This is a genomic window from Streptomyces sp. NPDC107550 (assembly GCF_055639095.1).
The window spans coordinates 155,685-170,648 of the sequence record NZ_JBVKBC010000006.1 but is presented as its reverse complement, the minus strand read 5'-3'; the positions used below and the strand labels follow the sequence as shown (position 1 = coordinate 170,648).

General features: G+C 70.6%; 11 protein-coding genes. 9 read left to right on the top strand and 2 right to left on the bottom strand.

Annotated elements, in window-relative coordinates:
- The first annotated feature begins 273 nt into the window (after positions 1–273).
- The 7 genes from trpB (at position 274) to ACZ7LY_RS11370 (ending at position 11,731) form a co-directional block, all read left to right on the top strand.
- Complete coding sequence (trpB, locus tag ACZ7LY_RS11400; RefSeq protein WP_471624299.1) at positions 274–1,521, top strand: tryptophan synthase subunit beta; 1,248 nt, start codon at positions 274–276, stop codon at positions 1,519–1,521.
- Positions 1,518–2,333, top strand: a complete 816-nt coding sequence (gene trpA, locus ACZ7LY_RS11395) for a tryptophan synthase subunit alpha (protein ID WP_471624298.1) — start codon at positions 1,518–1,520, stop codon at positions 2,331–2,333. Before trpB ends, trpA begins: the two co-directional genes overlap by 4 nt.
- Positions 2,334–2,404: 71 nt before the next feature.
- The gene (locus ACZ7LY_RS11390; RefSeq protein WP_471624297.1) at positions 2,405–3,175 is read left to right on the top strand and encodes a DsbA family protein; all 771 of its coding nucleotides are present in this window, start codon (positions 2,405–2,407) and stop codon (positions 3,173–3,175) included.
- A 98-nt stretch (positions 3,176–3,273) separates the two neighbouring features.
- Entirely contained in the window at positions 3,274–4,410 is a 1,137-nt protein-coding gene (gene lgt / locus ACZ7LY_RS11385) for a prolipoprotein diacylglyceryl transferase (protein ID WP_471624296.1), read from the top strand.
- A gap of 196 nt (positions 4,411–4,606) precedes the next feature.
- Entirely contained in the window at positions 4,607–5,338 is a 732-nt protein-coding gene (locus ACZ7LY_RS11380; RefSeq protein WP_471624295.1) for a VIT1/CCC1 transporter family protein, read from the top strand.
- A 347-nt stretch (positions 5,339–5,685) separates the two neighbouring features.
- On the top strand, positions 5,686–10,275 hold the full coding sequence (gltB, locus tag ACZ7LY_RS11375) for a glutamate synthase large subunit (RefSeq protein WP_471624294.1): 4,590 nt from the start codon (positions 5,686–5,688) through the stop codon (positions 10,273–10,275).
- Positions 10,268–11,731 carry a glutamate synthase subunit beta gene (locus ACZ7LY_RS11370; RefSeq protein ID WP_471624293.1) on the top strand — a complete coding sequence of 488 codons (1,464 nt, stop codon included), beginning with the start codon at positions 10,268–10,270 and terminating at the stop codon, positions 11,729–11,731. Before gltB ends, ACZ7LY_RS11370 begins: the two co-directional genes overlap by 8 nt.
- A 103-nt stretch (positions 11,732–11,834) precedes the next feature.
- Here the strand turns inward: ACZ7LY_RS11370 and ACZ7LY_RS11365 are convergent, their stop codons facing one another.
- Complete coding sequence (locus tag ACZ7LY_RS11365; protein WP_471624292.1) at positions 11,835–12,749, bottom strand: chitosanase; 915 nt, start codon at positions 12,747–12,749, stop codon at positions 11,835–11,837.
- 60 nt (positions 12,750–12,809) lie between these two features.
- Positions 12,810–13,733, bottom strand: coding sequence for a rhomboid family intramembrane serine protease (locus ACZ7LY_RS11360; protein ID WP_471624291.1), 924 nt, complete (start codon positions 13,731–13,733; stop codon positions 12,810–12,812).
- Between the two features lie 151 nt (positions 13,734–13,884).
- Here ACZ7LY_RS11360 and ACZ7LY_RS11355 point away from each other — a divergent pair, with 151 nt between their 5' ends.
- Both ACZ7LY_RS11355 and ACZ7LY_RS11350 read left to right on the top strand, forming a co-directional pair.
- Entirely contained in the window at positions 13,885–14,493 is a 609-nt protein-coding gene (locus ACZ7LY_RS11355; RefSeq protein ID WP_471624290.1) for a TetR/AcrR family transcriptional regulator, read from the top strand.
- 178 nt (positions 14,494–14,671) lie between these two features.
- Positions 14,672–14,875, top strand: coding sequence for a cold-shock protein (locus tag ACZ7LY_RS11350; RefSeq protein WP_005318814.1), 204 nt, complete (start codon positions 14,672–14,674; stop codon positions 14,873–14,875).
- Positions 14,876–14,964: the final 89 nt, after the last annotated feature.

Below are 14,964 nucleotides of genomic sequence, written 5' to 3'. Positions count from 1 at the left end.
CCGAGGCCGCCCGAGGTGGAAAAGCCCCGCAAGGGGCGCGGGGAACTGCGCGCCAAGCCACGACGAACCGGCACCGACGCACCCCCGCACCACCCCACGGCACCGAGAACCGCCCGAGGTGAAAAGCCCCGCAAGGGGCGCGGGGAACTGCGCGGCAAGCCACGACGAACCGGCACCCGCCCACCCCCCGCACCAAACCTCACCGCCCCTCACCCCGGCGGCGCCCAGCCACACCCACCCCGCCCGCACCCGCCCCACCCGCGAGGACCCCGCATGCCCAGCGACTACTTCATCCCCGACCCCGACGGTCAAACCCCCAGCGCCGAAGGCTACTTCGGCGCGTTCGGCGGCAAGTTCATCCCGGAGGCCCTCGTCGCCGCCGTGGACGAGGTCGCCGTCGAGTACGACAAGGCCAAGAACGACCCTGAGTTCGCCCGCAAGCTCGACGACCTCCTCGTCCACTACACCGGCCGCCCCAGCGCCCTCACGGAGGTGCCCCGGTTCGCCGAACACGCCGGCGGCGCCCGCGTCTTCCTCAAGCGCGAGGACCTGAACCACACCGGCTCGCACAAGATCAACAACGTGCTCGGCCAGGCCCTCCTCACCCAGCGCATGGGCAAGACCCGCGTCATCGCCGAGACCGGCGCGGGCCAGCACGGCGTCGCCACCGCCACCGCCTGCGCCCTGCTCGGCCTCGACTGCAAGATCTACATGGGCGAGATCGACACCGAGCGCCAGGCCCTGAACGTGGCCCGGATGCGGATGCTCGGCGCCGAGGTCGAAGCCGTCACCTCCGGCAGCCGCACCCTCAAGGACGCCATCAACGAGGCGTTCCGCGACTGGGTCGCCAACGTCGACGAGACGCACTACCTGTTCGGCACGGTCGCGGGCCCGCACCCCTTCCCCGCGATGGTCCGCGACTTCCACCGCGTCATCGGCGTCGAGGCCCGCCGCCAGATCCTGGAGCGCGCCGGACGGCTGCCGGACGCGGCCATCGCCTGCGTCGGCGGCGGCTCCAACGCCATCGGCCTCTTCCACGCCTTCATCCCCGACAGCGGCGTCCGCCTCATCGGCTGCGAGCCCGCCGGCCACGGCATCGAGAGCGGCGAGCACGCGGCGACCCTCAGCGCCGGCGCGCCCGGCATCCTGCACGGTTCACGCTCGTACGTGCTCCAGGACGACGAGGGCCAGATCACCGAGCCCTACTCGATCTCCGCGGGCCTCGACTACCCGGGCATCGGCCCCGAGCACGCCTACTTGAAGGACTCCGGGCGCGGTGAGTACCGCGCGGTCACCGACGACGCCGCCATGCAGGCGCTGCGCCTGCTGTCCCGTACCGAGGGGATCATTCCGGCGATCGAGTCGGCGCACGCCCTCGCGGGCGCCCTCGACGTCGGCAAGGAGCTGGGCGAGGACGGGCTCATCGTCGTCAACCTCTCGGGGCGCGGCGACAAGGACATGGACACGGCCGCCCGCTACTTCGGCCTCTACGACAACGCCACCGAGGGGGAGACCAAGTGAGCGGGAACATCCGGCTGCTGTCCGAGACGCTGGCGAACGCCAAGGCCGAGGGCCGCGCCGCCCTCATCGCCTACCTGCCCGCGGGCTTCCCCACCGTCGACGGCGGCATCGAAGCCGTCAAGGCGGCCTTCGACGGCGGCGCCGACATCGTCGAGGTCGGCCTGCCGCACTCCGACCCGGTCCTGGACGGCCCCGTCATCCAGACCGCCGACGACATCGCGCTGCGCGGCGGCCTCAAGATCAAGGACGTGCTGCGCACGGTCCGTGAGGCGTACGAGGCGACCGGCAAGCCGGTGCTCGTCATGACGTACTGGAACCCGGTCTACATCTACGGCGTCGAGCGCTTCACCGCCGAACTCGCCGAGGCGGGCGGCGCGGGCTGCATCCTGCCCGACCTGCCGGTGCAGGAGTCGGGGACCTGGCGCGAGCACGCCGAGAAGCACGGCCTGGCCACCGTCTTCGTCGTCGCGCCCAGCAGCAGGGACGCGCGCCTCGCCACGATCACGGCCGCCGGTTCGGGCTTCGTGTACGCCGCTTCCCTGATGGGCGTCACCGGCACCCGCGAGTCCGTCGGCAACCAGGCCAAGGAGCTGGTGGAGCGCACGAAGGCCACCACCGACCTGCCGGTCTGCGTCGGCCTCGGCGTCTCGAACGCCGTGCAGGCGCGCGAGGTCGCGGGCTTCGCGGACGGTGTCATCGTCGGCTCCGCCTTCGTCAAGCGGATGCTGGACGCCGACGACGAGGCCGCCGGGCTCGCCGGGATCCGCGCGCTCGCCGCCGAACTCGCCGAAGGTGTTCGACGCGGGGCTTGATCCACACCACCCGAACGGGTGGTTCTGTTCCGGGGAGGCACCTCGTGCCTCCCCGGTTCGTTGGCGCGGGTGTGAGCGACAAGAACCGTGAGGGAAAGCGCGCGGCCCGCGAGCGGCTGGCCGCCGAGCGCGAGAAGCAGAAAGCCGCCGAGAAGCGGCGCCGTACGTTGATCGTGGGTGCCGCCGTCGTCTGTGTCCTCGGCCTCGCCGCCGTGATCGGCGTGGTCGCGGCGAACTCGGGGGGAGGGGACGGCGGTTCCGGCGGCCCGGTGTCCGCCCCGAAGGGGACCGTCGGCAAGGACGGCCTCGCGGTCCCGGTGGGCAAGAGCGACGCGAAGTCGACGCTCACGATCTGGGAGGACTTCCGCTGCCCGGCCTGCAAGTCCTTCGAGGACACCTACCGGTCGACCATCCATGAGCTGACCGACGCGGGCAAGCTCAAGGTCGAGTACCACACGGTCACCCTGATCGACGGGAACATGGGCGGCAGCGGCTCCCTGCGCGCGGGGAACGCGGCGGCGTGCTCCCAGGACGCCGGGAAGTACCGCGACTTCCACGACGTGCTGTACGAGAACCAGCCGGAGGAGACCGACGACGCGTACAGCAAGAACAGCAAGCTGATCGAGCTGGCCGGCAAGGTCGGCGGGCTGACCACGGACACGTTCAAGAAGTGCGTGGACGACGGCACGTACGACGACTGGATCAAGAAGTCCTACAAGGCGTTCCAGGACGAGGGGCACTCCGCGACGCCGACGGTCCTGCTGGACGGCAAGGACCTGATGAAGGACCAGACGATGACGCCGGCCAAGCTCAAGCAGATGGTCGACGACGCCAACAAGTAGGCGGTGGGGCACGGGGTCAGCCCCGGGGCCCTTGTTATGGAGCCGTAGCCGGGCTGCTGGACGTGTCCGCGGCCCGGCACGGTAGCGTCGACCCTGCCATGGAACTTGCCTACATTCCCAGCCCGTCGCGCGGAGTGGTCTACCTCGGGCCCATTCCGCTGCGCGGCTACGCGTTCTGCATCATCATCGGCGTCTTCGTGGCCGTCTGGCTCGGCAACCGCCGCTGGATCGCCCGGGGCGGGCTGGCCGGCACGGTGGCCGACATCGCGGTCTGGGCGGTGCCGTTCGGCCTGGTCGGCGGGCGTCTCTACCACGTGATCACGGACTACGAGCTGTACTTCAGCGCGGGCCGTGACTGGGTGGACGCCTTCAAGATCTGGGAGGGCGGCCTCGGCATCTGGGGGGCCATCGCGCTCGGCGCGGTCGGCGCCTGGATCGGCTGCCGCCGCCGGGGCATCCCGCTGCCCGCGTACGCCGACGCCATCGCGCCCGGCATCGCGCTCGCGCAGGCCATCGGCCGCTGGGGCAACTGGTTCAACCAGGAGCTGTACGGCCGCGCCACGGATGTGCCCTGGGCCCTGAAGATCACGTCGAACACGGACGGGCGGGTGCCGGGCACCTACCACCCGACGTTCCTGTACGAGTCGCTGTGGTGCGTCGGCGTCGCCGCGCTCGTCATCTGGGCCGACCGCAGGTTCCGCCTCGGGCACGGGCGGGCGTTCGCGCTGTACGTCGCGTCGTACTGCGTGGGCCGGTTCTGGATCGAGTACATGCGCGTGGACGACGCCCACCACATCCTCGGCCTGCGGCTCAACAACTGGACGGCCCTGTTCGTCTTCATCCTCGCCGTGATCTACATCGTGCTCTCCGCGAAGAAGCGGCCGGGGCGCGAGGAGGTCGTCGAGCCGGCCGCGGTCGCCGCTACCGCTGCCGCGGAGGACGAGGACGAGGGCGCGCCCGGCACCGGGGACGCGGCTGCGGCCGGTTCCGCCGCCGGCGCCAAGAAGGGCGCGGGGGAGAAGAAGTCCGGCGCTGGCAGCCCGAGCGCCGACAAGTCCACCGGTGACAAGTCCACCGGTGACAAGCCGAGCGCCGGCAAGCCCGCTGGTGACAAGGCTGCCGTTGATCAGCCGAACGCCGGCAAGTCCGCCGCCGACAAGCCTGCCGCTGATCAGCCGGACGCTGACAAGCCCGCCGACGACAAGCCCGGTGCTGGGGCGAAGAACTCCTCCTGATCGGGCCGCCGGCCATGGGAGCGATCTCATGGCCGGCGCCGGGAAGATCAAGGTCAGCGCCCGCACACCCCGTTGCACAGGGTGCAAAACCCCAGGTAAGTACGGCCTTCCTTGCTAGCGGATGCCATTTTTCGCGCGTAATTTCGACGCGTACGGACCGAACAGGCCGTGGCACTCGAGGGCGAGGAAGACGAGCATGGCGATCATCGAGACCGAGGCGACACTCCACGACGCGCACCGGGACAACCACACCCACCGCGACGTCAACGGGGGCTGGCTGCGCCCGGCGGTGTTCGGCGCGATGGACGGACTCGTCTCCAACTTCGCCCTCATGGCCGGTGTCGCGGGCGGCGCCGCCTCCCACCAGACCGTGGTCATCACCGGCCTGTCCGGGCTCGCCGCCGGCGCCTTCTCCATGGCGGCCGGCGAATACACCTCCGTCGCCTCCCAGCGCGAGCTGGTCGAGGCCGAACTCGACGTAGAGCGCCGCGAGTTGAAGAAGCACCCGGCCGACGAGGAGCGGGAGCTGGCCGAGCTGTACGTCTCGCGCGGTGTGGAGCCGGAGCTGGCCCGCGAGGTCGCCCGTCAGCTCTCGACGGACCCCGAGCAGGCGCTGGAGATCCACGCCCGCGAGGAGCTGGGCATCGACCCCTCCGACCTGCCGTCACCGACCGTGGCCGCCGTCTCCTCGTTCGCCTCGTTCGCGCTGGGCGCCCTCATCCCCGTACTGCCCTATCTGCTCGGGGCGAGCGCGCTGTGGCCCGCGGTGATCCTGGCGCTGATCGGGCTGTTCGCGTGCGGGGCCGTCGTCGCCAAGGTGACCGCGCGGTCCTGGTGGTTCAGCGGGGTGCGGCAGCTGGCCCTCGGCGGGGCCGCGGCGGGTGTGACGTTCCTCCTGGGCAGCATCTTCGGTACGGCGATAGGTTGACGGGCCCCGGGGAATGGCCGGATGATGGCTATACAGGGCCTTGCATAAGTAGTCGTTACCGCTCGGTTTCGACAACGCGACCACGGGGCATGAGCCGTAAGCGCTGTGGGCAATGAGGCTCGCGGCGCACGCTGAGCGCCACCCCCCGGCCCACGGTCATCGATCTGCCCGCTGAGGCCCCCTCCCGCCGCCACCCGCGGTGTCCGCATGATGGAACGACGTATCCGCTTTTCGAGAAGCGTTCCATCATGTAACCTGCACGAAATTTTGCAGCAGCAGCACCTCCGCAGAGGGCCAACGTCGTCCCTCGGCACCTGAAAAATGCCACGACGACGACGGGAGAGCCGATGCGTACGCCGCGCCAGCCGTCCCAGCACTCCACCGGCCAGAACTGGTCGCACATGGATGCTCGCCCTGCCGCCCAGGGCATGTACGACCCGCGCAACGAGCACGACGCCTGTGGCGTCGGATTCGTGGCCACCCTCACCGGCGAGGCGAGCCACACGCTGGTCGAGCAGGCGCTGACCGTTCTGCGCAACCTGGAGCACCGCGGCGCCACCGGCTCCGAGCCCGACTCGGGCGACGGCGCCGGCATCCTGTCCCAGGTTCCGGACGCCTTCCTGCGCGAAACGGTCGACTTCACCCTCCCCGAGGCGGGTGCGTACGCCGTCGGCATCGCCTTCCTGCCCGAGCAGGGCACCGAGGACGCCGTCTCACAGATCGAGACGATCGCCGCCGAGGAGGAGCTGACCGTCCTCGGCTGGCGCGACGTCCCGGTCGCCCCCGGGCTGCTCGGCGCCACCGCCCGCGCCACGATGCCGGCCTTCCGCCAGGTGTTCGTGTCCGCCGAGGGCAGCGAGGGCATCGCCCTCGACCGCAAGGCGTTCGTGCTGCGCAAGCGCGCCGAGCGGGAGGCCGGGGTGTACTTCCCCTCGCTCTCCGCCCGCACGATCGTCTACAAGGGCATGCTGACCACCGGCCAGCTCGAACCCTTCTTCCCCGACCTGTCCGACCGCCGCTTCGCGTCGGCCATCGCCCTGGTCCACTCGCGCTTCTCCACGAACACCTTCCCGTCGTGGCCGCTCGCGCACCCCTACCGCTTCGTCGCCCACAACGGTGAGATCAACACCGTCAAGGGCAACCGCAACTGGATGCGCGCCCGCGAGTCCCAGCTCGCCAGCGAACTCTTCGGCGACCAGAAGCTGGAGCGGATCTTCCCGATCTGTACGCCGGACGCCTCCGACTCGGCGTCCTTCGACGAGGTCCTCGAACTCCTGCACCTCGGCGGACGTTCGCTCCCGCACAGCGTCCTGATGATGATCCCGGAGGCCTGGGAGAACCACGCCTCCATGGACCCGGCCCGGCGCGCCTTCTACCAGTACCACTCCACGCTGATGGAGCCCTGGGACGGCCCGGCCTGTGTCACCTTCACCGACGGCGTCCAGGTCGGCGCCGTTCTCGACCGCAACGGTCTGCGCCCCGGCCGGTACTGGGTCACCGACGACGGACTCGTCGTCCTCGGCTCCGAGGTCGGCGTCCTCGACATCGACCCCGCGAAGGTCGTCCGCAAGGGCCGCCTCCAGCCCGGCCGCATGTTCCTCGTCGACACCGCCGAGCACCGCATCGTCGAGGACGACGAGATCAAGGCGTCCCTCGCCGCCGAGCAGCCCTACGAGGAGTGGCTCGACGCCGGCGAGATCGAGCTGTCCGACCTGCCCGAGCGCGAGCACATCGTGCACACGCACGCCTCCGTCACGCGCCGCCAGCAGACCTTCGGCTACACCGAGGAAGAGCTGCGCATCATCCTCGCCCCGATGGCCCGCGCCGGCGCCGAGCCCATCGGCTCCATGGGCACCGACACGCCCATCGCCGCGCTCTCCCAGCGCCCGCGCCTGCTGTTCGACTACTTCACGCAGCTTTTCGCGCAGGTCACCAACCCGCCGCTGGACGCCATCCGCGAGGAACTGGTCACCTCGCTGCGCTCCTCGCTCGGCCCCGGCAGCAACATCCTGGAGCCGACCGCCGCGTCCTGCCGCAGCGTCACCCTGCCCTTCCCGGTGATCGACAACGACGAGCTGGCCAAGCTCATCCACATCAACGCCGACGGCGACATGCCCGGCATGAAGGCCGTCACCCTCTCCGGCCTCTACCGCGTCTCCGGCGGCGGCGACGCGCTCGCCGCCCGTATCGACGAGATCTGCGCCGAGACCGACGCCGCCCTCGAAGCGGGCGCCCGCCTCATCGTGCTCTCCGACCGGCACTCCGACGCCGAGCACGCGCCGATCCCCTCGCTGCTGCTCACCGCGGCCGTCCACCACCACCTCATCCGCACCAAGCAGCGCACCAAGGTCGGCCTGCTCGTCGAGGCCGGCGACGTGCGCGAGGTCCATCACGTCGCCCTGCTCATCGGCTTCGGCGCCGCGGCCGTCAACCCGTACCTCGCCATGGAGTCCGTCGAGGACCTGGTGCGCGCCGGGACGTTCCTGTCGGACATCGAGGCCGAGGCCGCGATCCGCAACCTGATCCACGCGCTCGGCAAGGGCGTCCTGAAGGTCATGTCCAAGATGGGCATCTCGACCGTCGCCTCCTACCGCGGCGCGCAGGTCTTCGAGGCCGTCGGCCTGGACGAGGCGTTCGTCGAGAAGTACTTCAACGGCACCACCACCAAGATCGGCGGCGTCGGCATCGACGTCATCGCCCAGGAGGTCGCCGCCCGGCACGCCAAGGCGTACCCGGCCAGCGGCATCGCGCCCGCGCACCGGGCCCTGGAGATCGGCGGCGAGTACCAGTGGCGCCGCGAGGGCGAGCCGCACCTGTTCGACCCGGACACCGTCTTCCGCCTCCAGCACGCCACCCGCTCGCGCCGCTACGACATCTTCAAGAAGTACACGGAGCGCGTGAACGAGCAGTCCGAGCGGCTGATGACGCTGCGCGGCCTGTTCCACTTCAAGTCCGACCGCCCCTCGATCCCCATCGAGGAGGTCGAGCCGGTCTCCGAGATCGTCAAGCGGTTCTCGACCGGCGCCATGTCCTACGGCTCCATCTCCCGCGAGGCCCACGAGACGCTCGCCATCGCCATGAACCAGTTGGGCGGCAAGTCCAACACCGGTGAGGGCGGCGAGGACCCGGAGCGCCTGTACGACCCGGCGCGCCGCTCGTCCATCAAGCAGGTCGCCTCCGGCCGCTTCGGCGTGACCAGCGAGTACCTCGTCAACTCCGACGACATCCAGATCAAGATGGCGCAGGGCGCCAAGCCCGGCGAGGGCGGCCAGCTCCCCGGCCACAAGGTGTACCCGTGGGTGGCGAAGACGCGGCACTCGACGCCCGGCGTCGGCCTGATCTCGCCGCCGCCGCACCACGACATCTACTCCATCGAGGACCTCGCCCAGCTCATCCACGACCTCAAGAACGCCAACCCGGCGGCCCGCATCCACGTGAAGCTGGTCTCCGAGGTCGGCGTCGGCACGGTCGCCGCGGGCGTCTCCAAGGCCCACGCGGACGTCGTCCTCATCTCCGGCCACGACGGCGGCACCGGCGCCTCCCCGCTCACCTCGCTCAAGCACGCGGGCGGCCCCTGGGAGCTGGGCCTCGCCGAGACCCAGCAGACCCTGCTGCTCAACGGGCTGCGCGACCGGATCGTCGTCCAGACCGACGGCCAGCTCAAGACCGGCCGTGACGTGCTCATCGCCGCGCTGCTCGGCGCCGAGGAGTTCGGCTTCGCCACCGCGCCGCTCGTCGTCTCCGGCTGCGTCATGATGCGCGTCTGCCACCTGGACACCTGCCCGGTCGGCATCGCCACGCAGAACCCGACGCTGCGCGAGCGGTTCTCCGGCAAGGCCGAGTACATCGTCAACTTCTTCCAGTTCATCGCCGAAGAGGTCCGCGAACTCCTCGCCGAGCTGGGCTTCCGCTCCATCGAGGAGGCCGTCGGCCACGCCGAACTCCTCGACACCACGCGGGCCGTCGACCACTTCAAGGCGCAGGGCCTCGACCTGGAGCCGCTGTTCCACGTCCCCGACCTGCCCGCCGGCGCCGTCCGGCACCGGGTCGTCGCCCAGGACCACGGTCTGGAGAAGGCCCTCGACAACGAGCTGATCAAGCTCGCCGCCGACGCCCTCGCCGCGGACGGCCAGACCGACGCCCAGCCGGTCCGCGCCCAGGTCGCCATCCGCAACATCAACCGCACGGTCGGCACCATGCTCGGCCACGAGGTGACGAAGAAGTTCGGCGGCGCGGGCCTGCCCGACGACACCATCGACATCACCTTCACCGGCTCGGCCGGCCAGTCCTTCGGCGCCTTCGTCCCGCGCGGTGTCACGCTCCGCCTGGAGGGCGACGCCAACGACTACGTCGGCAAGGGCCTGTCCGGCGGCCGGATCATCGTCCGCCCCGACCGCGCCGCCGACCACCTCGCCGAGTACTCCACCATCGCCGGCAACACCATCGCGTACGGCGCGACCGGCGGCGAGCTGTTCCTGCGGGGCCGCACCGGCGAGCGGTTCTGCGTCCGCAACTCCGGGGCCACGGTGGTCTCCGAGGGCGTCGGCGACCACGGCTGCGAGTACATGACCGGCGGTCACGCCGTGATCCTCGGCGAGACCGGCCGCAACTTCGCGGCCGGCATGTCCGGCGGTATCGCGTACGTCATCGACCTCGACCCCGCCAACGTCAACGCGGGCAACCAGGCCGCCGTCGAACCCCTCGACGACACCGACAAGCAGTGGCTGCACGACGTGGTGCGCCGCCACCAGGAGGAGACGGGCTCCACCGTCGCCGAGAAGCTCCTCGCCGAGTGGGACACCGCCGTGAACCGCTTCAGCAGGATCATCCCCAGCACGTACAAGGCAGTGCTCGCCGCCAAGGACGCCGCCGAGCGAGCCGGTCTCTCCGAGACCGAGATCACCGAGAAGATGATGGAGGCGGCGACCAATGGCTGACCCCAAGGGCTTCCTGAACCACGGCCGTGAGGTCGCGCGGACCCGTCCCGTCGACGAGCGTGTCAAGGACTGGAACGAGGTCTACGTCCCCGGCTCCCTGCTGCCGATCATCAGCAAGCAGGCGTCCCGCTGCATGGACTGCGGCATCCCGTTCTGCCACAACGGCTGCCCCCTCGGGAACCTGATCCCCGAGTGGAACGACTACGCCTACCGCGAGGACTGGTCGGCCGCGCAGGAGCGCCTGCACGCCACCAACAACTTCCCGGAGTTCACCGGCCGGCTCTGCCCCGCGCCCTGTGAGTCGGCGTGCGTCCTCGGCATCAACCAGCCGCCCGTCACCATCAAGAACGTCGAGGTCTCGATCATCGACCAGGCGTGGGACCGGGGCGACGTCGCCCCGCAGATCCCCGAGCGCCTGTCGGGCAAGACCGTCGCCGTCATCGGCTCGGGCCCCGCCGGGCTCGCCGCCGCCCAGCAGCTCACCCGGGCCGGCCACACGGTCGCCGTGTACGAGCGCGCCGACCGCATCGGCGGCCTGCTGCGGTACGGCATCCCCGAGTTCAAGATGGAGAAGCGGCACATCAACCGCCGTATCGAGCAGATGCGCGCGGAGGGCACCAAGTTCCGTACGGGCGTGGAGATCGGGCAGGACATCGACGCGGCGAAGCTGCGCAAGCGCTACGACGCGGTCGTCATCGCCGCCGGCGCCACGGTCTCCCGCGACCTGCCCGTCCCCGGCCGCGAGCTGAACGGCATCCACTTCGCCATGGAGTACCTGCCGCTCTCCAACAAGGTGCAGGAGGGCGACTTCGTGCAGCCCCCCATCACCGCCGAGGGCAAGCACGTCGTCGTCATCGGCGGCGGCGACACCGGCGCCGACTGCGTGGGCACCGCCCACCGTCAGGGCGCCGCCTCCGTCACGCAGCTGGAGATCATGCCGCGCCCGAACGACGACCGGGACCCGCTCGCGCAGCCCTGGCCGACGTTCCCCATGCTCTACAAGGTGACCTCCGCGCACGAGGAGGGCGGCGAGCGCGTCTACTCCGTCTCCACGACCCACTTCGAGGGCGACGAGGACGGCAACGTGCAGTGGCTGCACCTGACCGAGGTCGAGTTCATCGACGGCAAGCTCACGCCCAAGCCGGGCACCGAGCGCAAGATCCCCGCGCAGCTCGTCACCCTCGCCATGGGCTTCACCGGCACCGACCAGTCCAACGGCCTGGTCGACCAGTTCGGCCTGGAGCTCGACGCACGGGGTAACATCGCCCGCGACGCCGACTTCCAGACCAACGTGCCGGGCGTCTTCGTCGCGGGCGACGCGGGCCGCGGGCAGTCCCTCATCGTGTGGGCCATCGCCGAGGGCCGCTCCGCAGCACGCGGCGTGGACCGCTTCCTGACCGGCGCGTCCGAACTGCCGGCCCCGATCCGGCCGACCGACCGCGCCCTCGCGGTGTGACGGTCCGGCCCTGACAGACGTCCCGTACAACGGCGTACGGAACTGAGCGCGACGCTCGCCCTACCAGTCCCCGACCGGACGCCTGGGCGGGCGTCGCGGTGCGTCACCGTACGTGGTAGGTGTCGCCGTACATCTTCCAGGTCAGGGGGGTCTTCAGGGAGAGGTTGCCGTCGTAGAGGAACTCGCGCTGGGCGGTGTCGATGCGGGACGTGTCGCGGTCGGGGCGCTTCTCCTTCATCGCCTTGCGCCGCGTGTCCAGGAAGATGTCCAGATAGTTGCGCTCGGAGCCGCCCTCGGCCGGGGTGTCGGCCTCCTTCAGCGCCGCCTCGCGCACCCCGTAGAAGCCGTGCGGGCCGGTGCCGGGGCCGTGCAGGACCATCGCGTCGTAGTAGATGAACTGGCCGAGCGTGCCGAGCCCGTCGAGCTTCGCCAGGCGCACCGCCGGATCGAAGTACACCCGGTCGCGCTGCTCGTCCTGCGCCGCGCGGAACGCGGGGACGGCCGCTTCCTTCTTCCACGCGGCGGGGAAACCGGGGTCGAGGCCCTTGTGCGAGTCCGTGCCGTCGACCGCGCGCAGGGCGGGCAGATAGCGGGCCAGGCCGTTGCCCGGGTGGTCCTTCGTGTACCGCTCGACCAGCGTCAGCAGATCGTGCGTACCGGTGCAGAAGCCGATGATCCCGGCCGTGTAGCCCTGCCCGTCGCCGGTGTCCTCGACGTACCCGTAGGCGCCGCGCCAGTCGAGCGTGCCGTTCTCCGCGCTGGCCACGATCCGCTGCGCCAGTTCCTTCTTCGCGGGCGCCGCGAGGCCCGCGGGCAGCGCCGCCACCCGCTTGTCGTCCGCCGCGCGCTGGGCGCGGGTGCGGCCGTCGTCGTAGGGGCGCGCGGCGGAGTGTCCCGCGCTCTTGTGCGAGGCGGGGGAGTCGCCGCTCTTGCCGTCGGGGGACAGCGCGAACACCGCCACCGTGGCGAGGGGGGCTATCGCGAGGAAGGAGAGGGCCAGCAAGCCGCCGCGTTTCATGCCGCACAGAGTAGAGCGGGCGCCGGCGGCGGCTTCAGGGGGCCACCGTCTGCCCGGCCCTCAGGGGCCCACCGCCGGCGACGCCAGAGCCGCGAGCAGCGCCAGTACGCCGACGATCCCCGCGCACGCGACCCCCTGCACGACGGCCCGCCGGTCCCGGGGCGCGTACACGAGCGCCAGCGTCACGAGCGCGCCCGTGAGCAGGCCGCCCAAGTGCCCCTGCCACGACGTGAAACGGGCCGAGATCAGCATCCAGACGAGGAAGAACGCCATGAAACGGTTGACCGGGCCCATGTCCGCGCCGAGCCTCCGCGCGATCACCCAGTAGGCCGCCGCGAGCCCGAACACGGCCCCCGACGCGCCCAGCGCCGCGCCGTCCGGCGCCAGCAGCAGCACCAGCACCGAACTGCCCAGCGCCGACACCAGATACAGCGCCAGATAGCGGACCCGGCCGAGCTGCGCCTCCACGACGCGGCCCAGCGTCCACAGTGACCACATGTTCAAGACGATGTGCATGATCCCGAACACGCCCTGGTCCGGCGGCAGATGCAGGAACGCGCCGGTCAGCAGCCGGTACCACTCGCCCGCCGCGACCCCCACCGGATGGAACCCCGCCGGATATCCGGCCTGGTACACGTACGCGCCGCCGTCCGGACCCGTCAGGCCTCGCCCCAGCATCTCCAGCCGGTCCACGACGCCCGGGACGAGCAGTTCCACCGCGTACATCACGACGTTCACCGCGATCAGCGCGTACGTCACCAGCGGCACGGCCGCGATCCGGCCACCGGCCACCGTCCGCGCCTCGCGCACCGAACGGCCGCCCTCGCGCACGCACTCGGGGCAGTGGAAGCCGACCGCCGCCTCGCGCATGCAGGACGGGCATATGGGCCGCTCGCAGCGCGTGCAGGAGACATGGGTCTCCGTCGCCGCGTGCCGGTAGCACGTCGGCGTCGGCGTCGTCGCTGACTGGGGCGAGGGCTCCACGGGCCGGCTCCTGAGGTGTGGTTCGCGTCAATGCGCGTCAAGACGGGGATGGCGCTCGAAGTGAGGATGGCGCTCAAAAATAGCGAAGCGGGTGGGGCGCGGGGGAGGGGCACCGGCGCGGAGGGCCGCGGCGGAGGACCACAATGGTGCCGTGCCTACGAAGAAGAAGCCCCAGGCGGGCCCGCAGCCCGAGCGGCGCCGCGAACTCCTCGCCACCGCCGCCGAGGTGTTCGCCGCCCAGGGGTACAACGCGACCACGGTACGCAAGATCGCCGACGAGGCGGGCATGCTGGCCGGCAGCCTCTACTACCACTTCGACTCCAAGGAGTCGATGCTGGAGGAGATCCTGCGGACCTTCCTGGACGAGCTGTGGGAGGGCTACGACACCGTCCTCGCCGCCGGTCTCGGCCCGCGCGAGACGATGGAGGCCCTGGTCACCGAGTCGTTCCGGGAGATCGACCGGCACCGCCCCGCCGTGGCGATCTACCAGAAGGAGGCCCGCCACCTCGTCACGCACGAACGCTTCGGCTTCCTCGCCGACTCGCAGCGCAACTTCGAGAAGGCCTGGCTCGGCACCCTGGAGCGCGGCGTCGCCGACGGCGTCTTCCGCGACGACCTCGACATCCGTCTGACCTACCGTTTCGTGCGCGACACGGTGTGGGTCGCGGCCACCTGGTACCGGCCGGGAGGACAGCACAGCCCCGAGGAGATCGCCCGCCAGTACCTGTCGATGGTGCTGGACGGCATCGCGCTGCGGTGATACGGCGCACATCGCGCGGCGGTGATACGGCGTGCTAGGCTCGGTGGCGTTGCAGTTTTGGTACCCATAGACCTTATGTGCGCCTGACGGGAATGTTCCTCAGGCGCATTTACTGTTTTCGCCTGGATTTCTCGGGATGGGGGCTGCACCTTTGCTACCTGTTTCAAGGAGAAACGACATGGCCACCGGCACTGTGAAGTGGTTCAACTCGGAAAAGGGCTTCGGCTTCATCGAGCAGGACGGCGGCGGCGCCGACGTCTTCGCCCACTACTCGAACATCGCCACCTCGGGCTTCCGTGAGCTCCAGGAAGGCCAGAAGGTGACCTTCGACGTCACGCAGGGCCAGAAGGGCCCGCAGGCGGAGAACATCCTCCCCGCCTGATCTCGTATATCGAGCATTCCGGGCCGGGGTCCGCGCCGCAATGTCGGCCGCGGACCCCGGTTCCTGCTGTTCCCGTCCCTGGAAGTCCC